27 protein-coding genes are annotated in these 25,493 nt (G+C 44.6%); 21 read left to right on the top strand and 6 right to left on the bottom strand.

From position 1 onward, the window contains the following. Positions 1-207: 207 nt before the first annotated feature. Positions 208-930: a ferritin-like domain-containing protein gene (locus tag B0E43_RS25940; protein ID WP_371454453.1), complete on the top strand. Its 723-nt coding sequence runs from the start codon at positions 208-210 to the stop codon at positions 928-930. A 35-nt stretch (positions 931-965) separates the two neighbouring features. Then, entirely contained in the window at positions 966-1,787 is an 822-nt protein-coding gene (locus tag B0E43_RS25935; RefSeq protein ID WP_077347181.1) for a ferritin-like domain-containing protein, read from the top strand. 249 nt (positions 1,788-2,036) lie between these two features. Here the strand turns inward: B0E43_RS25935 and B0E43_RS25930 are convergent, their stop codons facing one another. Further along, positions 2,037-2,567, bottom strand: a complete 531-nt coding sequence (locus tag B0E43_RS25930) for a GNAT family N-acetyltransferase (protein WP_077347179.1) — start codon at positions 2,565-2,567, stop codon at positions 2,037-2,039. 110 nt (positions 2,568-2,677) lie between these two features. Further along, complete coding sequence (dinB, locus tag B0E43_RS25925) at positions 2,678-3,868, bottom strand: DNA polymerase IV (protein ID WP_077347177.1); 1,191 nt, start codon at positions 3,866-3,868, stop codon at positions 2,678-2,680. Positions 3,869-4,072: 204 nt separating this feature from the next. Between dinB and B0E43_RS25920 the strand changes: the two genes are divergently transcribed. The 4 genes from B0E43_RS25920 to B0E43_RS25905 all read left to right on the top strand — a co-directional run bounded on the left by B0E43_RS25920 (position 4,073) and on the right by B0E43_RS25905 (position 6,074). Beyond that, on the top strand, positions 4,073-4,279 hold the full coding sequence (locus B0E43_RS25920) for a hypothetical protein (RefSeq protein WP_077347175.1): 207 nt from the start codon (positions 4,073-4,075) through the stop codon (positions 4,277-4,279). A 2-nt stretch (positions 4,280-4,281) separates the two neighbouring features. Then, positions 4,282-4,692 (top strand): type II toxin-antitoxin system VapC family toxin, encoded by a 411-nt coding sequence (locus B0E43_RS25915; RefSeq protein ID WP_077347173.1) that lies wholly within the window; start codon positions 4,282-4,284, stop codon positions 4,690-4,692. Between the two features lie 45 nt (positions 4,693-4,737). After that, positions 4,738-5,433 (top strand): LexA family transcriptional regulator, encoded by a 696-nt coding sequence (locus tag B0E43_RS25910; RefSeq protein ID WP_077347171.1) that lies wholly within the window; start codon positions 4,738-4,740, stop codon positions 5,431-5,433. A gap of 176 nt (positions 5,434-5,609) precedes the next feature. After that, entirely contained in the window at positions 5,610-6,074 is a 465-nt protein-coding gene (locus tag B0E43_RS25905) for a methylated-DNA--[protein]-cysteine S-methyltransferase (protein WP_077347169.1), read from the top strand. A gap of 74 nt (positions 6,075-6,148) precedes the next feature. Here the strand turns inward: B0E43_RS25905 and B0E43_RS25900 are convergent, their stop codons facing one another. Continuing rightward, positions 6,149-6,661, bottom strand: coding sequence for a RidA family protein (locus B0E43_RS25900; protein WP_077347167.1), 513 nt, complete (start codon positions 6,659-6,661; stop codon positions 6,149-6,151). A 75-nt stretch (positions 6,662-6,736) separates the two neighbouring features. On the opposite strand from B0E43_RS25900, the gene B0E43_RS25895 reads away from it, so the two are divergent. Both B0E43_RS25895 and B0E43_RS25890 read left to right on the top strand, forming a co-directional pair. Next, the gene (locus tag B0E43_RS25895; protein WP_077347165.1) at positions 6,737-7,198 is read left to right on the top strand and encodes a GNAT family N-acetyltransferase; all 462 of its coding nucleotides are present in this window, start codon (positions 6,737-6,739) and stop codon (positions 7,196-7,198) included. A 104-nt stretch (positions 7,199-7,302) separates the two neighbouring features. Beyond that, complete coding sequence (locus tag B0E43_RS25890; protein WP_077347163.1) at positions 7,303-8,127, top strand: universal stress protein; 825 nt, start codon at positions 7,303-7,305, stop codon at positions 8,125-8,127. On the opposite strand, the gene B0E43_RS25885 is transcribed toward B0E43_RS25890, so the two are convergent. Next, entirely contained in the window at positions 8,128-9,051 is a 924-nt protein-coding gene (locus tag B0E43_RS25885) for a hypothetical protein (RefSeq protein WP_077347391.1), read from the bottom strand. A 504-nt stretch (positions 9,052-9,555) separates the two neighbouring features. Between B0E43_RS25885 and B0E43_RS25880 the strand changes: the two genes are divergently transcribed. The 5 genes from B0E43_RS25880 (at position 9,556) to B0E43_RS25860 (ending at position 16,005) form a co-directional block, all read left to right on the top strand. Then, positions 9,556-11,097: a bifunctional GNAT family N-acetyltransferase/carbon-nitrogen hydrolase family protein gene (locus B0E43_RS25880; protein WP_077347161.1), complete on the top strand. Its 1,542-nt coding sequence runs from the start codon at positions 9,556-9,558 to the stop codon at positions 11,095-11,097. Continuing rightward, entirely contained in the window at positions 11,079-11,654 is a 576-nt protein-coding gene (locus B0E43_RS25875) for an HAD family hydrolase (protein ID WP_077347159.1), read from the top strand. Before B0E43_RS25880 ends, B0E43_RS25875 begins: the two co-directional genes overlap by 19 nt. After that, positions 11,651-12,496, top strand: a complete 846-nt coding sequence (kdsA, locus tag B0E43_RS25870; RefSeq protein ID WP_077347157.1) for a 3-deoxy-8-phosphooctulonate synthase — start codon at positions 11,651-11,653, stop codon at positions 12,494-12,496. The genes B0E43_RS25875 and kdsA overlap by 4 nt, the downstream gene beginning before the upstream one ends. A gap of 12 nt (positions 12,497-12,508) precedes the next feature. Continuing rightward, complete coding sequence (locus B0E43_RS25865; RefSeq protein WP_077347155.1) at positions 12,509-14,158, top strand: murein L,D-transpeptidase; 1,650 nt, start codon at positions 12,509-12,511, stop codon at positions 14,156-14,158. Positions 14,159-14,361: 203 nt separating this feature from the next. Further along, on the top strand, positions 14,362-16,005 hold the full coding sequence (locus B0E43_RS25860) for a murein L,D-transpeptidase (RefSeq protein ID WP_168171891.1): 1,644 nt from the start codon (positions 14,362-14,364) through the stop codon (positions 16,003-16,005). A gap of 3 nt (positions 16,006-16,008) precedes the next feature. On the opposite strand, the gene B0E43_RS25855 is transcribed toward B0E43_RS25860, so the two are convergent. Then, positions 16,009-16,698 carry a murein L,D-transpeptidase catalytic domain family protein gene (locus B0E43_RS25855; RefSeq protein WP_077347151.1) on the bottom strand — a complete coding sequence of 230 codons (690 nt, stop codon included), beginning with the start codon at positions 16,696-16,698 and terminating at the stop codon, positions 16,009-16,011. Positions 16,699-17,004: 306 nt separating this feature from the next. Between B0E43_RS25855 and B0E43_RS25850 the strand changes: the two genes are divergently transcribed. The 6 genes from B0E43_RS25850 (at position 17,005) to B0E43_RS25825 (ending at position 20,775) form a co-directional block, all read left to right on the top strand. Then, positions 17,005-17,415, top strand: a complete 411-nt coding sequence (locus tag B0E43_RS25850; RefSeq protein WP_077347147.1) for a 6-carboxytetrahydropterin synthase — start codon at positions 17,005-17,007, stop codon at positions 17,413-17,415. Continuing rightward, the gene (folE, locus tag B0E43_RS25845) at positions 17,375-18,079 is read left to right on the top strand and encodes a GTP cyclohydrolase I FolE (RefSeq protein ID WP_077347145.1); all 705 of its coding nucleotides are present in this window, start codon (positions 17,375-17,377) and stop codon (positions 18,077-18,079) included. The genes B0E43_RS25850 and folE overlap by 41 nt, the downstream gene beginning before the upstream one ends. A gap of 112 nt (positions 18,080-18,191) precedes the next feature. Then, complete coding sequence (locus tag B0E43_RS25840) at positions 18,192-18,872, top strand: SDR family NAD(P)-dependent oxidoreductase (protein WP_077347143.1); 681 nt, start codon at positions 18,192-18,194, stop codon at positions 18,870-18,872. A 71-nt stretch (positions 18,873-18,943) separates the two neighbouring features. Further along, a complete protein-coding gene (locus tag B0E43_RS25835; protein WP_077347141.1) occupies positions 18,944-19,207 on the top strand; it encodes a hypothetical protein in 264 nt (87 codons plus the stop codon). Positions 19,208-19,225: 18 nt separating this feature from the next. Continuing rightward, entirely contained in the window at positions 19,226-19,669 is a 444-nt protein-coding gene (locus tag B0E43_RS25830) for a hypothetical protein (RefSeq protein WP_077347139.1), read from the top strand. Between the two features lie 101 nt (positions 19,670-19,770). After that, positions 19,771-20,775: a phosphotriesterase gene (locus B0E43_RS25825; RefSeq protein WP_077347137.1), complete on the top strand. Its 1,005-nt coding sequence runs from the start codon at positions 19,771-19,773 to the stop codon at positions 20,773-20,775. A gap of 60 nt (positions 20,776-20,835) precedes the next feature. Here B0E43_RS25825 and B0E43_RS25820 read toward each other — a convergent pair whose 3' ends face one another. Continuing rightward, positions 20,836-22,557 carry a M28 family peptidase gene (locus B0E43_RS25820; protein ID WP_077347135.1) on the bottom strand — a complete coding sequence of 574 codons (1,722 nt, stop codon included), beginning with the start codon at positions 22,555-22,557 and terminating at the stop codon, positions 20,836-20,838. A 360-nt stretch (positions 22,558-22,917) separates the two neighbouring features. Between B0E43_RS25820 and guaA the strand changes: the two genes are divergently transcribed. Next, the gene (gene guaA, locus B0E43_RS25815) at positions 22,918-24,447 is read left to right on the top strand and encodes a glutamine-hydrolyzing GMP synthase (RefSeq protein WP_077347131.1); all 1,530 of its coding nucleotides are present in this window, start codon (positions 22,918-22,920) and stop codon (positions 24,445-24,447) included. 286 nt (positions 24,448-24,733) lie between these two features. Continuing rightward, a complete protein-coding gene (locus B0E43_RS25810) occupies positions 24,734-25,258 on the top strand; it encodes an AraC family transcriptional regulator (protein WP_168171890.1) in 525 nt (174 codons plus the stop codon). The last annotated feature ends 235 nt before the right edge of the window (positions 25,259-25,493 follow it).

Here is a 25,493-nt window from a genome sequence, read left to right as displayed (position 1 = left end):
TTCAAAGTAAGACAATCTCCAATTTCGATTGATCGATTCAAAGAGATTAATTGATGTTTTTGGATTTGTTTAAAAAACAGACTGGAAAAGATTTTCATTTTTTTCAACAGACCAAAATCCAATCCTTTTCCCCACTTCGTAATTCCTTCAAATCAATCAAAGTTGAGCATGTGCCTGCTTTGATTTTTTGGAGAAAACTAAAACCGAATGATTAACCTAAAACACACCAAAATGAAAAATGAACTGATCAAGCCACAGGGTTTGGTGAAAAATGCAAACAGACGTCAGTTTCTCAGGATGGGAACGATGACCGTAGCAGGAGCGGGTTTGCTCTTGATTGGATGTAATAATGACGATGACATGGTGCCCGCCATGCCCGGGATGGTCAGTCTCGGTACTGGAGATATAGGGATCTTGAATTACGCCTATGCTTTAGAGCAACTTGAAGCAGCTTTTTATGCCGAGGTAATAAAGGGAAGCTATTTCGCCAATGCATCTGCTGAGGAGAAAACTATCATGGGAGACCTTGAAAAACACGAAAGAGCACATCGGGAATTTTTCAAGGCAGCATTGGGAACCAATGCGATCGGAGCCTTGGAAGTGGACTTCAGTAGTATTGATTTCAGCAGTAGGACTTCGGTATTGGGAGCTGCTAAGACTTTTGAGGATTTGGGAGTGGCAGCTTATAACGGTGCCGGTCAGTTTTTGGAAAGTGCGGATTTATTGCTGATCGCAGGCAAGATTGTCTCGGTTGAGGCCCGTCATGCGGCTGCAATTAGAGATTTGATCAATCCAGGCTCTGCGGATTTTGCAGGGGATGATATCATCGATTCCAATGGCTTGGAGCGGACCCTGAATTTTACACAGGTACTGACAGCTGCCAGCACCTATGTCAAGACAGAAATTGACTTCAGCCAGCTTCCAAGCTAATCTCTCACTTTAAATCACGCTAGAATCATACTGATATGAACTTGATCAAATTATTAGATACTATTTGTCCGGACACGAAAAGTGCAGAGGACAGAGATCGTTTTTATTCCCGCAGAGATGCCTTTAGGCAGTTTGGGGATTTTGGAAAAAAAGTCGCACTTGCTGCTGTGCCGCTTTCCATTTTGAATTCAATTCCACATGTAGCCAAAGCAGATACTGCCAGCTTGATCGGTGTATTGAATTATGCGTTGACATTGGAGCATCTGGAGTACAGGTATTACCAGATGGGTTTGGATTCTGGAGTGATTGAGGCACCTGACCGCGTTATTTTCCAGAAAATCAGAGACCACGAATTGGCACACGTGCGGTTTTTGCAAGAGGTAATCGGGAATGTCCTTAATGGCACTCCGGTAGCTGAGCCGGGATTTGATTTCACTGCAGGAGGAAATTTCACGCCTTTTTCTGACTACCCTACTTTTTTGGCACTTTCTCAAGCCTTTGAAGATACTGGCGTAAGGGCGTATAAGGGACAGGCCGCAAATGTGAAAGAGAGCGATGTGGTGTTGACAGCGGCTTTGTCCATTCATTCGGTAGAAGCTCGTCATGCCTCGATGGTAAGAAGGCTTCGCACCAAAAAAGGACTGGATACTGTGAAGGGCTGGATTACCAATGGCTCGATCGGATCACTTCCCGCGGCCACCACGGCGATCTATGCGGGTGAGGAAAACCTGAGTCATGGCGGAGTAAATGTCGCAAACCTAACTGGTATCGACGCCGCTGCTGTGTCGGAGGGTTGGGATGAGCCTTTGGACATGAATCAGGTTTTGGGAATCGCGAGCCTGTTTTTGGCAAATTAAACTCTGACAAATGCTGGGTTAGTGGTTGGAGTAGGTGTCATTTCCTCAATGGGGTGGCACCTTTTTTTGTATGTTGAAGATAAAAATGATCAATAAACAATTTTCAATTTTCAGGGCTCAGCTGTGAGAAACCTTGATCCTTGAGTTTGGTCACATAAAATTTTCAATGTGCAATAAACAATTTTCAATAATCAAGTCTTGATAATGAGAATCCTTGATCATTGAATTTGAACATTGATCATTGAAAATTCAAAAGTTAATTCGATACAAACTACAGCGCTGAATGTCCGGAAAGTTGCTGAGTTCGGAATGGAAAAATTCCTTCCAATAGCTCATTCCGATTTTTTTCATCACTTGGATGGAAGCAGTATTGCCGGTCGAAGCCATGGAAAGCACTTCCCGGATTCCTTTTTGCTTTGCAAAATCCAGGCAGGCCAAAGCCCCCTCTGTGGTCAGGCCTTGATTCCACCACTTTTTGCCAATTCTCCAGCCGATGTCCACGCAGGGAGTAAAGTCTGCTTCGAAGGTTTTCCAACCCAATCCGATTGTCCCGATCAGTTCCTTTGTCTCCAGCTGATCTACTGCGAAATAGCAATAGCCTTTTTCCTCAAAAAGGCGAAGCATCCGGTCAATCATGGCCTGGGTTTCCTCTCTTGAGAGCGGTTTTTGGAAAAAACGCATGACTTCCCGGTCGGCATTGATCGCCGCAAAATCATCCAGATCAAAAGCTTGCCAAGTGCGGAATCCGAGTCGGGGTGTGGTGAAGAGGTAGGGGTTCATTTCGGTCTAAAATCTGAATTTTCTCGATCCTAATCGAAAAATCACCTATTTATTTTCGGTTACAATCGAGAATTTACACCTTTTCGATATTCCTGATTTTAATCCTCCCACTAAATGGCCATCCCATTGAAGGGATTAAATCGCCGTCTTCCCACGCCCATAGCCACGGCACGGCAGACGGTTTTGTCGCCGTATTTGACATTCAGTTTATCGAGTGCCTGATAGAGGTTGATCTGCTCTTGGGTGTCTTCGAAAAGCTTGATTTGGTAGTTGCCATACACGAGCGAACTGAAGCGCACTCCGATCAGGCGGATCAGCAGACGGCGGTTGTAGAGTTTGCGGAAAAGTTCCTTCACGATCGGGATCAGCGTATGATCTGCCGAAGTGTAGGGGATGCGCTGCTGTACGGTATGGGTATCGAAGTCCGAATAGCGGATTTTCACACTCACGCAGGCCGTGAGCTGTCGGTTTTGACGGAGTTTGCTGCTGAGCTGTTCGGTCATGGCGACCAGAGTAGCTTCGAGCATTTTCACGTCGATGGTGTCCTGCTCAAAGGTGTTTTCGGAAGAAACCGACTTTGCTTCTGAGTAAGGCGTGACCGGGGAGCGGTCGATGCCGTTGGCTTTTTCCCAGATCATGGTTCCGTTCTTTCCGAAAGTGGCTTCCAGAAGTTCGGCGGGCATCTGCTGGAGCGTATGGACTTTTTTGACGCCCATATTGTAAAGCGTCTGGGTGGTTTTTTCTCCGATCATGGGGATTTTTCGCACCGATAGCGGGGCGAGAAAGGGTTTTTCCTCTCCAAAAGGCACCTGCTTTTCGTTGTTGGGTTTGGCTTCTCCGGTGGCGACTTTGGACACTGTTTTGTTTTCTGACAGCCCCATGGAGATGTTCAGGCCGCTTTGCTTGATGATTTTTTGACGCAGTTCATGCGCCAGTTTGAAGCAGCCAAAGAAGCGGTCCATTCCCGTGAGATCGATGTAGAATTCATCGACGGAAGATTTTTCAAAAAGCGGGACACTTTCCCGGATGATCTCGGTGACTTCGTGGGATTTTTGGCTGTATTTCTCAAAATCTCCCCGCACGAGGATGGCCTCCGGGCAGAGCTGCCGGGCTGTCCGCATGGGCATGGCGGAGTGCACACCGAATTTTCTCGCCTCGTAGCTGCAGGAAGCCACGACTCCGCGGTCGCCCAACCCCCCGATCAGGACGGGCTTGCCATTCAGCCGACTGTCAAAAAGCCGCTCCACCGACACGAAAAACGTGTCCAAATCCATGTGCACAATACTCCGCTCCCCTTTCATGACTTTTTGTTTATTAAATTGACATTTTTGTGTCTATAATTTAATCAAAAAGAGTAGATTTGATTTCAGGAAATCTTTTATAAATGACGGATAGTGTCAAGGAGAGAAATGGAGTGGGAATACACCTTGGGATTGGGGCTTCCAACAACTCTGAAGAAAAAGCGTAATTTGTAGATATAAAGCCTTCAAAATCAAAAATCAGCCATGTCAAAAGTTGAGATTTTAATTCAGGAAATCAGATCCTTAGAGCCTGAGGAACTTCAGAGAGTCCTTCAGGAATTGTTAAAGCAGGCAGATCGTCTGCAGTTGGCAAAAGATGCTCTTGGGGAATTTGCAGGAGCTGGAAAGGGAGTCTGGAACACGGATGCTCAGGAATATACCCGTCAGCTCCGGGCAAACGATAGGCTTTGACTATGAAGTTGTTTGTTGATACATCTCCCTTCATTTATCTGGTAGAATCTCACCCTAGTTACGGCGAGCAGGTCAGTGAATTTTTCTTAAGTAGTATTGCTAAAAATGATCAGTTGATCACGAGTGTCATTACCTGGATGGAGTTTAGTGTTGTGCCACAAAAGACCGGTAGATTGGATCTGGTGAAAAAGTACCAAGATCTTTTGAACCAGCTTGGAATTCCTTTAATCGAAATCACCCAAGCTATTGCTGACCGAGCAGCAATTCTGCGAAGCAAATACGATTTTTTGAAAGCTATGGATGCTCTCCAACTTGCTGTTGCTCTTGAGTCAGGCTGTACTCAGTTCTTTACCAATGATAAAGGGCTTCTTCGGATTTCAGAAATTCAACTGGTTACACTTGATCAACTTTGAAATATTGATCGATAAATTTTGCAAATACTTTCTTTGAGAAGTTAAATGTTAGTCCAAATCAACCTCAAATTCCTCCGGAAAAAGAAAAACCTCACCCAGGAATCCATGGCGGAGGCTTTGGGAATATCCCGATCCAAACTTGCCGGATACGAGCTGAATATCAATCCTCCGATTGAGACCTTGGTGAAAATTTCCGATTATCTAGGGGTGTCCCTGGATATTCTCGTGAAGGAGGATCTTTCATCCTACACCGAATACAAGCTCCGGGAGATGCTCGAGACGGATCAGTTTCTTCGGGGACGAAAGCTCCGAATTCTTGCTACTACTGTAGATGAACACGGGAGGGAACTGATCGAAGTGGTCTCACAGCGGGCCAAAGCCAGCTATTTGGCCGGATTTTCGGATCCGGAATATATCGCGGAGCTTCCCAGGTTTTCTTTGCCTTTTCTGCCGATGGACAAAAAGCACCGGGTATTTCAGGTGGATGGGGATTCGATGCTGCCGATTCCGGATGGGGCCTGGATTGTCTGTGAATACATGGACGACTGGACCGCAATCAAGGACGGGGAACGATACGTGATTGTGACCGAACAAGACGGGGTGACTTTCAAAATCGCCTACAACCGGATACCTACTGAACGAAAATTACTCCTTTGCTCAGCCAATCCGATCTATGTTCCGTTTGAAGTAGAAGCAGAGCAGATCAGGGAAGTGTGGAAGTATCGGCTTGCCATGTCTTGAGGGAGAATACCGTAGAAATAAACTCGGCTTGCTACCTGAAATTAGAGACAATTATCATTGGCCAATTTTCAATGAGCTAGGATCAAGGTTTTGGTTCCTTGAAAATTGATACTTGAGTTTGATCCTTGAAAATTTTGCATTATCCAATTAACCCTTAACCCTTAACTTTCCTCCCCATGCCCATTATCTCTTCTCCAATCGGAAATATCCGCATCAGCTCCAAGGAAGGCTGTCTTTCTGAGTTGACGTTTACGGATGAAGAACCGGACGGGGAAATCTTGGATCAGGTGCTTTTGAGTACCAGGCAGCAGTTGGAAGAGTACTTTGAGGGAAAAAGGAAAAATTTTGACATGCCAATCGGCCTCGGAGGGACTGATTTTCAGCGGAGAGTTTGGATGGAAGTAGCAAGTATCCCTTTTGGGCAGACAACCACTTACATGAAAATCTCCCAAAAACTCGGAAATCCCGCTGCAATCCGCGCTGTGGGTGCGGCAATCGGTGCAAATCCGATTTTGGTCATTCTTCCCTGCCATCGGGTCTTGGGAAGCGACGGTAATCTGACAGGCTATGCCGGAGGTCTTAATAAGAAAAAGGCCCTCCTGGAAATGGAAGGTCATGCTTTTCAGGGAAGTCTGTTTTAGTAATCAGTTTTCAGCCTCAGTGATCAGTTTTACAATTTGCCATTGACAAACTGCAAACTGCGGCTGACCTCTGCCTACTGATCTTCCAATTCCACAATCACTTCAATTTCTACAGCCATATTATTGGGAAGTGAGCCCATGCCCACGGCTGATCGGGCATGTTTCCCTTTCTCACCGAATACCTCCACCATCAGATCTGAAAATCCATTGATCACAGCAGGATGAGCCGTGAAATCAGGTGTTGCATTGACCATCCCAAGAACTTTGACAAACTGTTTGATCCGGCTGAGATCTCCGGTGGCAGCTTGGAGTGCGGCGATGACTTCCAGTCCAGTTTCCCTCGCTGCGGCATAACCTTGCTCTTTGGTCAGATCGGCCCCTACTTTTCCATAGACTTTGGGCCCGGTGCCTGCGAGGTACAGCAAGTTGCCTACCTGCCTCCATTTGACATAGTTTGCGATGGGTTGGCTGACTTCCGGTATCACCAGGCCGAGTTGTTTGATTTTTTCTTCGGGAGTTTGAGCATTTGCAGATTGAAGTGCCAGGGTGAAAAACAACAGCCCGAGAGCAAGTAGGGTCTTTTTCATAAATTGAGGATGAGTATTATCGTTTCTAAGCTAATCGATTCTCCCTACTTTTGGTAGTTTTTTAAATCTATTGCAATGTCAACTATTGAGATTATTCCCTTTTCCCCGGAATTACAGCCCTATTTTGAATCCATCAACAAAGCCTGGGTCACTCAGTATTTTTCCCTGGAACCCTTCGATATCGACCAATTGGAGCACCCGGAGGAGACCATTTTGGAGAAAGGTGGCACCATACTTTTTGCCAAATTGGGGGATAAAATCATCGGTACAGTGGGACTGATTCCCAAGGACGAATTGACCTGCGAAATGATCAAAATGGGAGTTGATCCGTCTGCTCAGGGGAAAGGTGTGGGGCTGGCACTTGGAATTGCCTTGATGGATGAGGCGAGAAAAATGGGATTTTCCAAAATGTCCCTTTATAGTAACTCCAGACTTTTGGCTGCCCTGAATCTTTACAAAAAACTGGGATTCAGTGATGTATTCATTGAGTGTGGAGCCTATGGGCGCTGCGATATCAAAATGGAGAAAATGCTTTGATATCATTCCAGATTCCTAACTTTTATCAGGTTTTTCCCTGATTTTTTACAAGTGGATTCATTTATTGATTTGGGAAATTGTTGGCTTGTTAACAGACTCCTGCTATGAAAATTATTCTGGTTCCTTTTGATTTTTCTGCTTATTCATTGGCTGCACTTCAGACAGCCCAACGGATCGGAGCCAAAAATCAGGCAAAAATTATATGTGTCACCGTGATACCCTCTGAACTTGACTGGGATTTGCTTTCCGAAGAGGCTAGGGCAAAGCATTCTGAGCTGATAGAACAACAACAAGAGGCCATCAGTGTGTTGCCAGGGTACATCAAATCTGTGGCACCGGCCAAATCACAAATTGAACAGGTTGTCAAAATTGGAGTTCCTTTTGAACAAATCCTCAGAGAAGCTGAAAGATTTCACGTCAATATGATTGTGATTGGGGCATATGGCAAGGGTTATTCGGATGGTAATTTTGTCGGCTCTACACTTCAAAAAGTTATCCGGTTTTCACACTGTCCGGTTCTGGCAGTGAAATTTGCCCTTGACGGAAACGCTTTCAGAAAAATCGCCTTTGCCACTGTGTTCAATTCCGCAGGCAAAGTTGCGTTTGAAAAAATCCTGCCACTTGCCAAGGTATTCAAATCCTCCATCCATTTGCTTTATGTGAACACTCCTGAACATTTCACCAATTCTTCACAATCCGAACAGGATATGGCGGAATTTGGCAAGGGGCATGAGCAGTTTGTAATTCACCGCCACGTCTTCAATCACACCAATGCCGAAACTGGCATCATGGAGTTTTGCGACAAAAGCAATATTAAGCTGATTGGGATTGTATCTGGCGACCACTCGCATGCCCCATCTTATATGGTAGGCACTACAGAAACGCTGATTTTCAAATCGGAACTTGGGATATTGAGTATCAAGGCCTGATTACCAGAATCTAAACCGCTTTTCGTATATCCTGTCTCTGAAGATCCAGTTATCCCAAATGTCCGGAGAAAGGTAGATTTCCAATCCCAAACTTATAGTCATGTAACCATCGTACCGGTGTTCGAGACCCGATCCGCGTCTGACTCGCCCGTTGTTTCTCAAAATTGCATCTACATCCGGTTCGCCGTTGTCCAATACAAATTGGGGATTACGGATGGCAAGCTTTAGTCTGTCAGGGTTGGTGCCCGTGACATAATCATCCACTAAGTCCAGGTAAAACTCCTTCACATTGTAGGCTGAAATGTCATCCATGTAATCGGTCACAGTAAACCGATAATTCCCCTCAAACTTCATGTCCATGTAAACATTGAGTTTGTATTTGAAGCCCAAACCCATGGGGAAAACCACAATTCTGTCATTGTAGGGATTGTTTTCCAACTGGAGTGGACGCAGGTCTACCCAAGTCCCGTTGAGTTCGGCCTGTGGGTTGTTTGTCGACATCCCAAGTCCAAAAAAGATATAGGGATTCCAGAGGTGTCTTGTGATGTTGTTTACCTTGACCGGATGCCAATAATACTCTACCAAAGCAGCTACTTCAATATTTGAGGCCCGAAAATGCAGATTCCTGGGTGTCCGATAGGCTCTTGGATCTGAAGGAGGATCTGATCCCGACATTTTGTAATAAGTACCTTCTAGTCTCGCCTTGAGGTGTGTTCCAAAAATATAATTTACGGCAAAATTTGCATGCCAGTCGGGCTGGATCCCTTCGTTGTATTTCCAAAATGAATAAAGCTCACCAAAATACTGGGTAGGTCCGATTCCGGCTGAAATAGACCATGGCTCCTCAAATCTGTAGCGGTAGAAGCTTTGGGAAGTGGCTTCCAATGATATCAGGATCAGAAAAACGGGTAGTAATCTTTTCATTTTCGGCCCGATAGACATTTACCGGAGTAATCTTTGGGTAAAAATTAGCTTAATTTCCCAATTTTTCAAACCCTGGACAGCCGGCAGAGTTTGAAGGAGTGGCTGGATTCTAAGTTTGGACATCATAAATCCGTTAACAAAAGCGAATAATACCACCTATTTCCTGGCTTATAGAGACCAAAAGCAATCCTTCGTATTTTACTGCTAGCATGGTGTTAGAAAGAATTTAAAGGAAGCGGGTTTTTCGGCCTTAGGATTTTTTGGAAAATGAATCAAATTGAATGACTATTGGACACCCGGGAATTATCAGACTCTTTTTTTCATTTGGTTCAAAAGATGCCGGTATTCTGATCGCACCAAATTATAAGGGCTAACCGAATTGTTCTTAGCGAGTTAATGCAATTTTGTTTCCCTTCTGAATCTAACTCGAAAGAATGTTTCGATTTTGTGGAGGCTAAGACTCTGTTTTAAAATATTTGACTGAATATCTTTAATTTTGTAGCCATGAGTAAGCAAAGAGAAGAATTAGAACACCGCCTCAAACTTAGAAATATTAAGTTGTCAGATTATGACGATATCCGGGAGATGATGGTGTCGATTTATAAAAATCAAGGTGGAGCCTGGACCAAGGCTGAGCTTAAAAACCAACTCAAGGCTTTTCCCGAAGGGCAAATCTGCATTGAGGACAATGGGAAAGTCATCGCTGCAGCTTTGAGTATCATTGTCGATTATGGGAAGTTTGGAGACAATCATACCTATGATCAGATTACCGGTTTTGGCAAGTTTGACACCCATGATGAGGATGGGGATACGCTATACGGAACAGATGTTTTCGTCCATTCAGACTATCGTGGGATGCGTCTGGGACGCAGGCTTTATGATGCCAGGAAAGAACTTTGTGAGAATTTAAATCTCCGTTCTATCATTGCCGGAGGTCGGATTCCCGGGTATTCAAAATACGCCGATGAGATGACTCCTCGGAAATACATCGACCTGGTGAAAAACAGGGAGATTTTTGATCCCGTTCTTTCTTTTCAATTGGCAAATGAGTTTCACGTCCGAAAGGTGATCACCAAATATTTGCCTCAGGATACGGATTCTCGTGCTTATGCCACGCTTTTAGAGTGGATCAATATTTATTATGAAAAGGATGAAAAACTAATCGGTAACAAGAAATCAATCGTCCGCTTGGGTCTGGTGCAGTGGAAAATGCGCCGCTTCTCCAATGTGGATGACCTGATGCAGCAAGTGGAGTTTTTTATTGATACCGTTTCGGGATACAAATCTGACTTTTGCCTCTTGCCCGAGTTTTTCAATGCACCGCTTTTGGCCGAATTCAATGACATGGATGCCTCTGAAGCCATCCGAAATCTTGCCGACTATACCGATGAGATTGTTGGAAGAATGAGTGAATTGGCAGTTTCCTACAATGTGAACATCGTGGCAGGCTCGATGCCGGAATATGACGGAAAGAAACTTCGAAATGTCAGCTACCTCTGTCGACGAGACGGCACGCAAGACAAGCAATACAAGCTGCATATCACTCCCGATGAGGCCGCCTATTGGGGTTTGCAGGGCGGAAACGGCATCCATGTGTTCGATACAGATGCTGGCAGGATTGGGATTTTGATCTGTTATGATGTGGAATTCCCCGAATTGGGCAGAATCTTGGCCGAGCAGGAAATGGACATCCTGTTTGTGCCTTTTTGGACCGATACCAAAAATGCCTTCCTTCGGGTCAATACCTGTGCAAAATCCCGGGCTATCGAAAACGAATGCTATGTGGCGATCACCGGATCGGTTGGGAATCTTCCCAAAGTTGAAAATATGGACATCCAATATTCCCAGGCGGCTATTTTTTCGCCCTCGGACTTTTCATTTCCTCACGATGCGGTGGTGGCGCAAGCTTCCGAAAACGAGGAGACCATCATCGTAGCCGATGTGGATCTTGATTTGCTCACCAAGCAGCGGAAAGCAGGAAGTGTGAGAAATTTGGAGCAACGCAGACTGGACCTTTACTCAGTTCAATGGAAACAGAAAAAATAATCAGCGAATACTTTGCTCATGTGCCCCAAGCGGTATTCGAAAGAGCAAAATCCATCAAAGTCCTCATCACCGACATCGATGGGGTGATGACGGACGGTGGGATCATATATGATGATCTGGGCACGGAATACAAAAAGTACGATGTCAAAGATGGACTGATCGTCCAACATCTCCGCAAGGCAAAAATCCTAGTCGGAGCCATCACAGGCAGAACCTCCCAGGTGGTGGAAAACCGCTGTGAGGAACTGAAATTTGATTTTCACTACCACGGAGTAAAGGACAAAGGAAAAAAACTCGCAGAGGTTCTTCAAATCATGGAAGTGGCTGTAGAAGAGGTCGCTTACATTGGAGACGATCTGATTGACCTGCCTATATTGGCCAATGTCGGTTTGGCTGTTTCACCTGCGGACGCATTGCCTTATGTGAAGATGCATGCGCATTATGTTTCTCCTTTTTCTGGCGGAAAGGGCGTTTTCAGAGAAGTGGCTGATATCCTGCTCCATTCCAAAGGTCAACTTATTCCCCTGATTGAAACTTTATCCAAAAAGGAATTATGAACAGAACTTCCCAACTTATGAAGATCCGTGAAGGTGTCGTCTTGGGATCAGATAAACCTGTACTTTTCTCAGGCCCCTGCGCTGTAGAAAGCTTTGATATTTGCATTGAGATCGGGACAAAAGTCAAAGCCTGGGCCGATGAAAATGGCTTTTCCTACGTTTTCAAGGCCTCTTTTGACAAAGCCAACCGTACTTCTTCCGGTTCTTTTCGCAGCATTGGGATGGACAAATCACTGGAGGTACTCCAACGGGTAGGCAAAACACTGGACGTCCCACTAGTGACTGACATTCATGAAAGCTACCAGGCAGCAGAAGTTGCTGAAGTGGTGGATGTGCTTCAGATTCCGGCATTTCTTTGTCGTCAGACCGATTTGCTTTTGGCAGCAGGGAATACGGGAAAAGCAGTCAAGATCAAGCGTGGCCAGTTCATGGCTCCGGAGGATATGCAATATGCGGTAACCAAAGTTCGATCCACCGGCAATGAGAACGTCTGCCTGACCGAGCGTGGGTTTTCATTGGGTTATCACAATCTCGTCGTGGACATGCGTGGGCTTCCGATAATGCGGCAGTTTGCTCCGGTGGTTTTTGATATTACCCATTCGGTCCAGCAGCCCGGAGGTCAGGGCGGCAGCAGTGGAGGTCAGAGGGAGTTTGCTCCGATTTTGGCGAGAGCTGCAGCTGCTACAGGAATAGACGGCTTTTTTATCGAAACTCATCCCGAGCCTGCAAAAGCCCTGAGTGATGGGCCAAATTTGATTCCGCTTCACAGAATGGGAGATTTCCTTACGATGCTCAAAGAGGCTTGGACTTTAGGAAGAAAATATCAGGATTTTACAGTTTAATCGGTTTCCAATATGAATAGAAATCTACTCTTAGTCATCTTTTTAGTTGTGTTTTCATCAGGATTTGCCGACGGCAGATCCTTTTTTGCAAGTCCAGTTTCCGATCAGCTTCGGACTATTTTGGAACAGGAAAATCAAGGAGGTCAGCTTATCCTCCAAGGGAAGGCACTCGCCAATATGGCTGAGATCCATGTCTTTTATGACGGCAGAAATTTTGAGGAAGCATGGTCTGCAAACGGGATTTTGCTGGAAAGAGCCTATGAACTCCGCTTTGAAATCAGACAGTCGAAGTTTGACGGATTGAACCCTGAGGACTATTATTCGACGCTGATTGATTCTTTTTTCCAAAAGTTCGAGTCAAACAAGAAATCAGGAGTGGCGAATGATCTTGGTGAAGTAGCCCAGCTTGATCTACTCCTTACGGATGGCTTTTTTAAGCTTGCCGCCCATTTGGAGCGGGGCAAAGTCGATCCCGGCCAATTGGGTTCCGATTGGGAGATTTCCAGAAAATCCCAAAAAGCTGACCTGACTGCACTCCTTCTACAGGCTGTTCAATCCAATGAAATCCGGAGAAACCTGGAAAGTCTCTATCCTGATTTCACCATCTATCGAAAAGGGCGTGAGGTAATCCGAGCGCTAGATGAGTTGAGAAAGCAAGATTCCCTTGATTGGAAAAACATCAAAGTGGACAAAGCAATCAAAGTCGGTGATTCTCACAATGCCATTCCGGCGATCCGCGAGAGACTTCAGTTTTGGGGACATTTGAGCGCCTACACATATGCCGATCCCAAATTTTACGATTCGACACTATTTATCGGAGTGAAAAGTTTTCAGGCCAGAAATGGGATGGAACCTGACGGGGCAATTGGCAAAAACACCGCGGCAGGGCTCAATTCCTCGCCTACTTCCCTGATGGACAAGGCCGCTGTCAACATGGAGCGCCTTCGCTGGCTGCCCGATACTGTCAGAGAGGCGGAGTTTATCCTGGTCAATATTGCCAATTACCAGCTCGATTACCTAAAAAATCTGGACACCTTACTCTCTGCCAAAGTGATCGTAGGCAAGCAGTATCACGAGTCTCCGATTTTTACGGCGCCGATGAGCTACATCGTTTTTAGCCCTTATTGGAATATTCCTCCTTCGATCACCAAGTCCGAGATTATTCCTGCCGTTCGGAGAAATCCCAGTTATTTGAGTCAGAAAAACATGGAAGTTGTGACCAATGCTGGCAAGCATGTCGATCCGAATTCAGTGAATTGGTCCTCACGGTCTTTTCCATACATGATCCGCCAAAAACCCGGCGGAAGTAATTCCTTGGGTTTGGTCAAATTTATGTTCCCCAACAGTCACAACGTCTACATCCACGATACTCCAGCGCGCACGCTATTCGCAAAAGAAGATCGGGCGCTGAGCCACGGCTGTATTCGGATCCAGGATCCCGCCAAGTTTGCGGAGATTCTATTGAAAGATGTGCCCGGATGGACACCCGAAAAAATCGACAATGCCATGCATCATACTGAGGAGCAGATCGTAAGGTTGCCTCGTAAAATCCCCGTGGTGCTGGTTTACCTCACCTTTTGGGCGGATTCCAAGGGTCAGCCGCATTTTAGGCAGGATATTTACGATCGGGATGAAGAAGTTTTGGAGTTATTGAAGAAATAAAGTGACCAAAAATATTTTCTTCGAATTCCACAAATTGGGTAACTAATACCACACTTCATGATTTAGCCTTTTTAACTGGTAATAAGTCACATTCTATAACTTATTGATAGTTAGGTGGATGTTGTCTTTTTATGACTTTGCCACTTGGCAATTCAAAAGTGTACGGACTTTGGGAATTAAAATACCAGACTAACCTACATTTTATGAGTAAGAAGATAATTATCCCCATTGCTTTGGTATTGATTTTTGGCATCGGATTGTACTGGTTTTTCAATCAAAGAAGATCCGATCTGACTGATGAACTGGAGCAAAATTTCAATGGAGACGAAACTGGTTTTTTGGCCAATTCCGAATTTGCTGAGCAAATTGAAGCTTTTTATGTCGAAAGAGATTACCTGGAAGTTTGGCTGTTTAACGGTACCCTTTCGAATGAAGGAAAGACATTGCTGACTCGGATCGAAGAGTCGAAATACGATGGTCTTTTGCCTTCTGACTATCACCTCGAGGAGATTTATGAGTTTTCATCCAATCCAAAAACAGCCAACAAGAAATTTCGGAACCTTCAGAAAGAGGAGAAAATCCGCCTGGAATTGCTGATGACAGATGGATTTTTCAATCTGGCTCATGACTTGGAAAAGGGTAAAGTAGATCCCACACAGCTTGATTCCAGTTGGAAGTTCGAGGAGAAAGATGGAAGTACTGATTACGCTGCCATGTTGAAAGAAATCGCCGCGGGTGCTTCTGTGGAAAAGACTTTTGAGAATTTATATCCCAACTCCGATCTATATGCACAGGGAAAAAAGGCCATCAAAGAACTCTATGAAATTCAGGCAAGAGATACGCTTACTTGGGATTTTGAACCTGTGGAAGGAGCAATCAATGTGGGAGAGAATCACCCTGCCATTGCAGCCCTTCGGAGACGCTTGATTTTTTGGGAGTTTTTGTCGCCCTATGAGACAGAAGATCCGACGCTTTTCGACTCGACTATGTTTGCAGGCTTGAAGGACTATCAGAAATCCAACGGAATGAATCCCGATGGAGTGATCGGTTCGCTGGTGGCGGAAGCGCTCAACAAATCGCCCGAGAATCTCCTCGAAATCGCGGCTGTCAATATGGAAAGACTCCGCTGGCTGCCGGGAATCGATTGGGATCAGGAAATGGTGGTGGTGAATATTGCAAATTACCAGTTGGATTATATGCAAAAGTCTGATACTGCTTTTACTGGTAAAGTGATCGTGGGCAAGGAATACAGTGAATCACCGACTTTCACAGCCCCAATGAGCTACATCGTGTTTAGCCCCTATTGGAATATTCCACCGTCTATTACCAACGAGGAGATAATTCCTTCGGTAAAAAAGAACAAACGGTACCTGACTGAAAAAAACATGGAAGTGGTCAGTACTTCAGGCGAACCTATAAATGCTTCGGAAGTGGACTGGAATTCAGGAGCTGAGGGCGAGTTTCCCTATCGTGTCCGTCAAAAGCCGGGCGGTGACAATTCCTTAGGGTTGGTGAAGTTTATGTTTCCCAATGACTACAACATTTACATTCACGATACTCCGGCACGTAATCTTTTTGAAAAAGAAGTCCGGGCTATGAGTCACGGTTGCATTCGTATTCAAAATCCGGATCAATTTGCCAAGATATTGTTGGATGATCCTTCTTGGACTGATGAAAAGATCCAGGAAGCGATGCATCAGGATGAGGAAGAGGTCGTCAAATTGGGGCGGGAAATCCCTGTGGTTATCCTTTATATGACTTTCTGGGCGGATAGGGACGGGAAAGCCAATTTCAGGTCAGACGTGTACGAGCGCGATGCGGCTCTTTTGAAGGCTTTGCTCAACTAATAATCAGGGCTGGAGTAAAGGGGATTTGCTGAGGTAATTTTGGTCTTTTCCAAAAATAAAAAGCAGGCTACCGTTTTTGATCAGGTCGATTACTTTGGCCGAAAGTTCTGTGGGAAGGGCCGGGCATCCAAGGCTTCTGCCGAGGCGGCCAGTCACTTTGGCAAATTCCTCGCGGGCATAATCTGCTCCGTGGATCACAATGGCTCGAGCTCTGGCCTTATCATTAAATCCTTTTTCCAATCCATCCAATCTTAGCGAATAGCCATGTTTTCCCTGATAAGTCTCTGCGGTTTTGTAAAAACCCACGCTGCTTTGGAAGGATTCAGGCGTATTTGAAAACTTCTCAGCCATCAGCTCTCCGGAATTTCTCCCGTGGGCCACGACTGTGTTGAGCACGATTTCCTGCTTATCCACATCGATTACCCAAAGGCGCTTTTCAGTAGAGGGCATCGTGAAATCGATGACAGTCAAAAGTGGCTTTTTAAGCTCATTCTCTAGCTTTTCCCAACCTTCAAGTGCCAAAGAAATGGCGTCAAGGTGGGGTACATTGGTATATCTTTTCGCCAGAGATTCAAGTAGAACCTCAGGAGAATGGCTGGCTTCGGGTGCCGTAAATGGGCTGGTCGGTCCTGAAATTGGATTTGTAAAGGATAATATCCAAATCAGGGAAAACACTATTCCTGGGGAAATCATAAGGGGGAATCTACTTCTTGGGTGTTGTTGCAAAACTAAGCTATTCCATTAACAGTCAAAAACATTGCCACAGATTATGGGGTTATTTTTGTCATTCGGAGAAAAATGCCAATTGGAACCTCTTCGTTGGTTTGGGAGTTTTGACGTTGGTTTGCAAAAGAGGAATATTGGGTAGGCAGCCTTTTATCCGTACTTTTGCAGTCTTTGGAGAAATTAATAAATTGAATTGCAGTGGTTTGAAATTTTTGTTCAATTAAAAATTTCAATAATTAAACAAAAGATTAAAAATCACAGTTTCACTTCACAATGAAAGTATCTGTTTATCGCAAAGAACACTTCAACGCCGCGCACCGTTTGTACAATCCCAGCTGGTCTGAGGCGAAAAATGAAGCTGTTTTCGGCAAATGCAACAACCCCAGCTTCCATGGTCACAATTATGAATTGATTGTCCAACTTAGAGGGGAGATTGATCCTGAAACAGGATACGTTTATGATATGAAGCTACTCAGTGACCTGATCAAAGAGTATGTTTTGAATAAGTTTGACCACAGAAATTTAAACTTGGATACTGATGAATTTAAGAATCTCAACCCCTCCGCTGAAAACATTGCAGTGGTTATTTGGAATATTTTGAGGGAAAAAATTGATCGGAAATTCGAATTAACGATTCGGCTTTATGAAACAGAAAGGAACTTTGTTGAATACGATGGGAATTGAAATAGCACGCCCTTCATTCGAAGAAATCGGTGAAGAGCACGTGAGTTCCTCTCTCGAAACTCCCATCCGGGAGGATGCTTTTGCCATGACAGATGAGCTAAAGATCGAATTGATTGAAAAGCATTTTCGTGAAATCATGAACATTCTTGGGCTTGACCTGACAGATGACAGCCTAAAAGGCACCCCGCACCGCGTGGCCAAGATGTACGTGAAGGAAGTTTTCAGCGGCTTAAATCCTAAAAACAAGCCCGCAGCCAAACTTTTTGAGAACAAGTTTAAGTACAATGAGATGCTGGTGGAAAAGGATATCACTTTTCATTCTCATTGCGAGCATCATTTTGTGCCGATTTATGGCAAAGCCCATGTGGCCTACATTTCCAATGGACATGTGATCGGTCTTTCCAAGATTAACCGGATTGTACAGTATTTCTCCAAGCGGCCTCAGGTACAGGAGCGACTTACTATGCAGATCGGCAATGAACTGAAGCAAGCTCTCGGCACAGAGGACGTGGCCGTGATCATGGACGCTTATCACATGTGTGTGAGTTCCCGTGGCGTTCAGGATACCAACAGCTCCACGGTCACTTCCTTTTACTCAGGGAAATTTGAGCGGGACGAGCAAAGCCGAAATGAGTTTTTGAAGTATATCAGTTTGGAAAAATAAGCTTAGCACAATAAGCAAAACCATCTAAACCGGGTCAATAGCCCGGTTTTTTTATTTTCCCATCAAACAAAATATATCGACAAAGGCTTTTAATTCAAAGTATGAAGGATATATGAAAGACAAAAATATCGTGATTGTAGGAGGAAACTCAGGGATTGGAAAAGCTACGGGCTCCCTTCTTCGAGAAGCGGGGGCAAATCTCTTTTTATATTCTAAAAGCGGAAATGGGACCACCGAATTGGATGTCACTTCTGACTTTTCTGAAATCCCAGGTCTTCCCGAGGTGATAGATGGACTGGTTTTTTGTCCGGGCACAATCAACCTAAAACCGTTTCACAGAATTTCAATGGCCGATTTTCATCAGGAAATGGAAGTCAATTTTTTCGGAGCGGTTCGCGTGCTTCAAGCTTGTCTGAAAGGATTGAAAAAATCCTCCGAGCCATCAGTCGTTTTGTATAGTACAGTTGCAGTGCAGACAGGTATGGGTTTCCATTCAGGTATAGCCTCCGCCAAAGGAGCAATTGAAGGGTTGACCCGATCACTTGCCGCCGAATGGGCTCCTTCCAAAATCCGAGTCAATGCAATTGCACCATCTTTGACAGAGACTCCTTTGGCCAATGCCTTGCTTTCAACCCCAGAAAAAAAGGAAGCCTCAGACAAAAGGCATCCGCTTGGTCGAATCGGAACTGCTCAGGATATCGCCGAGGCAACTGTCTTTTTGCTTTCTCCCAAATCATCTTGGATGACAGGACAAATTCTCCACATCGATGGAGGAATGTCCAATTTGAAGTAAAGCCCAAAACAATTTACCCCTAAATGTTGTCCTATCTCAGGGTACGGTCCCGAGATGAATGAGCTGTGACTATGAAGACTCCACCTGAATCATTCCTGATTTTCAAGGAAGAATTGAGGAAAGCCCAACTTGAAAAAGAAAGGCTAAAACAACACTACGAAGAGAAATTGGCAGATGTCAACCGCGAACTTTGCCGCCTAAAGGAGCAGATCCAATCCCAGCAGGAGATGATGCGGACTACATTGGAATATGCTTCCAATCTTGAAATCCGCCTTTCGGAATTCAAAGAAGAGGTGGCGCTTGCTACCTCTAGCCGCAAAAATCCCGTTTACTAATCTGAACCCCAACTGACCATGAGCGAAACCCTGAATCCATCTGATATCCAAGACTTTGATGTTGCCTTTGAAGAGAGTTATGCCAAGGTTTGGATGAATATTGAGCGGAAAGTAATTATTTGTGAATTACTGGCTGATTATATCCCAATCGGGGATTTCAAGGAGATATTTTCCCAAATCGGAGAAATTATCAAAGCTGGGGGTTTCGAAAAATTCATTTTTGACAAGCGTTCCCTTCGCGCATTTCACCAGCCTACCATGGAATGGTATTTTATTCATTGGAAAAAGGATATGCTCGGATTTGGACTCAAGGTTCATCGCAAAATTCTTCCTTCAGAAAAGTGGTTTGAAAAAATGGTCAAAATCGCCAAAGACCAAATCATGCAAAATTATCCAGACAATATCATCGACCAGTTGGATATCCGCTACTGCGAGTCGATCGAAGAGGCTATTCGTCTGTAATCCTTGTTTGATTCTTGGCTGAAGCTTACTTTTTGTTGATCAGCTGGACTAGTATCTTCCAAAGCGATAACTTAATTATTTCAATCATCGCTGACTCAACAATGCTCAAAACTCTAAAGCTCGTTTTTATTCTTTTTATCGTTTTCGCTTGTCAGAAGCCAGGAAAAGAGAAAGAATCTACTGCATATTTCAATGCTGTTTCCGGAAGTTTTCCAATCGATTCTCTTGGTCTTACTTTGATCCATGAGCACATGTTGGTTGATTTCATTGGAGCAGATTCGGTCAGTCCCGATCGTTGGAATCGCGATTCTGTGGTTGCGAAGGTTCTTCCCTTTCTAATTGAAGTGAAGAAATATGGGGTAAAAACCATCTTTGACTGCACGCCTTCCTATCTGGCCAAAGACCCACTTTTGCTGAAAGAGCTCTGTGAAAAGTCCGGAATTCGAATTGTCACCAATACCGGGTATTATGGTGCGGTTGGCGGAAAATATTTGCCTGAACATGCCTTTTCTGAAACTGCTGAGGAACTTTCAACCCAATGGATTTCGGAGTTTGAAAACGGAATTGAAGGCACTGGGATCAAACCCGGATTTATCAAAATCTCCGTCAACGAAGCCGATACGCTCTCAGAAATAGATCAAAAACTTGTTAGAGCTGCCGGTTTGACCCATCAGCAAACCGGTCTGCAGATTGCGTCTCATACCGGAACCTGGAAGACCGCAAGTCAGGAAGTGACCATCCTGCAGAAGATGGGGATTGATCCATCGGCTTTTGTCTGGGTTCATGCCCAGGCGGAAGAAGACTTTCAGAACTATTCAAAAGCTGCTGACTTGGGGGTTTGGATTAGCCTGGACGGTATTGGCTGGGCGATCGATCCTTATGTGGATCGCCTACTTTTTGCCAAGGAAAACGGTTTTTTAAATCAGGTTTTAATTTCCCACGACGCAGGCTGGTATGATCCTGCCAAACAAGGCGGAGGTGATTTTCAGCCGTTTACCAATATCTTCGAAAAGCTGATTCCGGCCTTAAAAGCTAAGGAGTTTACTGATTCGGACTTCGAGATGTTGTTGATCGAAAACCCAAAGAGGGCTTTTGGCTTGGATTGATTAAGAGGTTTTTCTCGCCGAGACGCAAAGGCGCAAAAAACACTTTGCGTCTCATGCGCCTCAGCGAGCAAATGGTGTGTTTTCAATTTGTGTTTTGAGCAAGATCTTCGCCATCTCAATATTCTTTTCCGTCTTTTCGTCCCCTTTCGGCACCAAATCCTTGACCGTGTCAAGCGTCTTCAGGTAGTAGTCCAGCCAAGTATCCAAAATCTCCTGTTCCGCTTTTGCGTCTCCTCCGGCAGCAATTGCCTTTTTGCTGAGTTGGCTTTCGACAATAAGACGATTAGTGGCTTTTAACACCAGCATTTCCAGCATCTTTTCAGCGGTTTTTTCATCGGCGTTGAGGAGGGTATAGGCACTCACCAAAGCCGCCGTGCCTACATTGACCATAGTTTGCTGGGATACTTTGTCGAGCCGATCCAGATCTGTGTGGTAAAACTGATCGGTAAAATGCCAGAGTAAAAGTCCTGGAATATCTGCTTGAAGAAACGGCGTGTGGTCAGATCCGCCCTCGAAAGGGTTGGTTTTCACGACCCAATCGGCGTATTTTCCCTGTTCCTCAAAAGTGCTGATGATAAAATCGTTGAGATAGTGGGGCTTCATCTGGTCGATGGTCATCGGGTCTCCGCCCCATTCGCTGTGTTTGTCTTCTCCACGGGTCCAGATCGCACTGGGGTCAGGCATTTTTTCGATCAGAAACGTTCCTCCCGTAACTGCCGTGTTTTCACCCACCATGTCGAGGGAAATTCCCCAGTTGATTTCAGCGTCTCTTTTGTCTTTTTCGGCGACATAGCGCCGGGTAGAGATGATCTCATCGCCCCAAAGAAATGTCAGCGTTCGATCGAGGTCCAGTTTTCCCTTTTGCATCAAGTCGGCAGTGATGGTAGCCATCTCCAGCTGCATACCCACACCCGTCGCGTTATCATTTGCGCCGGGCTCCTGGATATGGGCGGAGAAAACCAAGCTTTCCAGAGGAAGTTCGCTTCCACGGATATTAGCTACCACGGTCAATTCCTCCGAATCGTAGATCTTGGTTTCTACTTTTGCCAACACTTCGACTTTGCCTTTGGCCAAGGCGGCTTTTAATTTTTCTTTGGCTTCGAAAGAAAGTGCGATGGCCCAAGACGGATTTTCCGCATCATACCTCGAGCTTCGAAACTGGATCGAAGTGGTGTTTTTCTCTGGCTGCAAATACTCCGGCATATCATAGGTCAAAATCCCCAATGCGCCTTTTTCCTTCGCCGTAGTTTGAAGGTTTCGGTAAGGAACCTGATCCGAAAAAATTATTTTTCCGGAAAGTACTTTCGAATCGAGTTCTTCTTTACTCTCGATGTAAACGACCTCCGCGCTCACGCCAGCAGGTGTCGTAGAGCTGGAATACTGATAAATCATATTCCTGTTTGTCTCTGAAGAAAGTAGATTTTCATCGCTTCCTACGATTTTCAGCGAAGCAGTGACAGGCTCCCAGGTTGGTCGGTCCATCTTCCGGGTTTCAATCCGATAGGTGAAGCGATCCGTGCCTTTCGCTTTTTCCTCGAGGATATAGCCAGCTGATTCCAGCTTTTCAGCGATCCGATAGACAGTTTGGTTGAATCCAGTATTTCCCGCAACCCTCCAGTATTTTTCCACAAAAGCAACGGTCTCATAGGCCAAATCACCTTTGAACTCTGGTCGGACCATTTTAAAATAGGGATTTATGACTTTGTATAAAGGAGTCTTTTGGGCGAAGGAATGGATACAAGTTGCCAGGAAAAAAAGGAAAAAGAATACTTTGATTTTCATGTAGAAAGCGGGGACTTATCTGATTTGGGCTGCTAAATACGATTTCGATTTCGGATTTTGAAACCGAAAAGATTTTCACAAGACTTTTTCTGTTTTAATTGGTGTCGCAACATTTAAATTGTTCAAAAAATCCCCCTAGCCCCCTTGAACAAGGGGGAATCTCGTCAAAAGAACCTCAAAGTCCTTAAGGAGTCTCTAACTTTCCCGCCATACAAATTTATCCTTCGATTCCGAACACGGTGAAAGAGCCAATTTTCCAATCTTTCAATTTTCCAATTTTGAAATCTCTTCTCGCCAAACATTATTCTGAAATTTTTCAACAAGACTTCGTCAATTTGGCTGACCTGCTTACCTTTGCGCATGGCAGAACAAATCCTCATCCTCGATTTCGGTTCTCAGTACACGCAACTCATCGCCCGAAGAGTTAGAGAACTGAACGTTTATTGCGAAATCCACCCTTTTAACAAAGTCCCGGAAATCACGGCAGACATCAAAGGAATCATCCTTTCCGGATCTCCTTGCTCGGTTCGTGATGCAGGTGCTCCTGATTTAGATCTGGGCTCTTTTAGAGGCAAGCTTCCCCTATTGGGAGTGTGCTATGGAGCTCAACTTTTGGCAAGCAAATTTGGAGGTGAGGTTCTTCCATCGACCATCCGAGAGTATGGTCGGGCAAACTTGGATCAGATCGATCTGCACCACGATCTTTTGAAAGAAATGACCCATGGGTCGCAGGTTTGGATGTCGCATGGGGATACCATCAAGACCCTTCCGGCAGGATTTGAAGTGATTGCAAGCACGGCATCAGTGCATGTGGCGGCATTCAAAATAGAAGGCGAAAAAACTTACGGAATTCAGTTTCACCCGGAAGTAACCCACTCACTTGAAGGCAAAAACCTACTCAGAAACTTCGTGGTAGGCATCTGTGGATGCGCTCAGGATTGGACTTCAGATACTTTTATTGATTCTACGGTTGCAGGTTTGAAAGCAAAAATCGGTTCAGACAAAGTGGTGATGGGATTGTCAGGTGGGGTTGATTCCTCCGTAGCTGCGACCTTGATCCATCGGGCGATCGGCGATCAGCTGACTTGCGTTTTTGTAGACAACGGTCTGCTCCGCAAAAATGAATTTGAAGAGGTGCTCGATTCTTACAAGCACATGGGCTTGAATGTGATCGGAGTCGATGCCAAGAAGCGTTTTTACGACGCACTGGAAGGTTTGACTGACCCGGAAGCCAAACGAAAAGCAATCGGAAAGGCCTTCATCGAGGTTTTTGATGCCGAAGCACATAAAATTGAAGGTGTGAAATGGCTGGGTCAGGGCACCATCTACCCGGACGTCATTGAGTCTGTCTCTGTCAAAGGCCCTTCGGCGACGATCAAGTCACACCATAATGTGGGCGGCTTGCCTGATTTCATGAAGTTGTCTGTTGTGGAACCATTAAACACACTTTTCAAAGACGAGGTGAGGGAAGTTGGACGTGCTTTGGAGATCGTCGAGACGATAATCGGGCGTCATCCATTCCCTGGGCCAGGTTTGGCGATCCGGATTTTGGGAGATATCACCGAAGAGAAAGTAAAAACTCTCCAGGAAGTGGACCATATTTTCATTCAGGGATTGAAAAATCACGGACTTTACGATCAAGTTTGGCAGGCTGGAGCGATTCTATTGCCGATTCAGTCGGTTGGTGTGATGGGTGATGAAAGAACCTATGAGCGCGTGGTTGCTTTAAGAGCGGTGGGTTCTGTGGATGGGATGACCGCTGACTGGATCCACCTTCCTTATGAGTTTCTTGGAAAAATGTCAAATGAAATAATCAACCGTGTAAAAGGTGTTAACCGAGTGGTATATGACATTTCCTCCAAGCCACCAGCAACAATCGAGTGGGAATAGGAGGTAATTGGAATAATTGAATATCAAGGTAAACCGGGCTATTAAAGCTCGGTTTTTTTTATTTGTTATAGATTTTGCAATTCATTTACAAATTGATTCAAGTAGAATATAAGAAGAAATTATCCGATTATTTTTATCCCGTCAGAAGAAATGAGTTTTAGAAAAATCTAACAATTCAAAAAAGAAAAAATTGAAAAGGGATTTAGTGATTAGCCAGAAATGAGCTTCTAAAATCCCATAACTGAAAGAGAAAATGGAGTTAACATCCTCAAACCTTATTCTTTTTTTGAGCGTAGGAGTCGCCTTATTGGTTGGTTTGGGGATTTATTTTCTCATTAATTCAAAAAAACATATTCCTTCTCAGGAATTGAATTTTGTAGGAACCGATTCCAAGGAATCTATAGATATCTGCAGTGAAAATATTAGGAGTGATTTTGAAAACGTCCTAGATCAATTTGATGAATTGGAATTGACCCAAAGAATCTATCAGTTGTTGGTTGTGGAAGAAATATACCTTCAACAGGGATTGACTGTAGGGGAATTTGCAAAAAAACTTGGAGTCCAGGCAAGGATCGTCACGGAGATTCTGAATAAGCTTTATGGGCATTCATTTAAGGAATTGACTAATATGTATCGCGTAGAATACGCCAAAGAGAAGATTGAGGAGGGTTTTCTGGATCTATATACGGTGGAGGCTTTGGGGAATGAGGCAGGATTTAGCTCGAGAACCACCTTTTTCAATGTGTTCAAAAGGGAAATCGGAGTATGCCCGAGTGAATTCTGGAAAAACTACCTGGCAGAAGCCGCATAGAAAGACAATTGATTGGGTTGTTTGTTAATTTTTCATATAAGCCTGTGTTTGCTGGAACACAGGCTTTTTTCTATTATAAGTATGTATATTGTTATATTTTGAAAATCTGAAATTCGTCTATTTCTTTTTTATTTACTTATACATAAGTGTTTGTTTTTTGAATTTCAAAAGAATTGGATTTCTATTTTCACAAATCTTTTTATAGAAGTTATGAAATTTAGGATAAATATTGAGC

Origin of the sequence: Algoriphagus sp. A40 (assembly GCF_002002735.1) — a bacterium.
In the GTDB taxonomy this organism is placed as follows: Bacteria; Bacteroidota; Bacteroidia; order Cytophagales; family Cyclobacteriaceae; genus Algoriphagus.
Note: the sequence above shows the minus strand (reverse complement) of the source record. Positions and strands in the feature narration are given on the sequence as shown.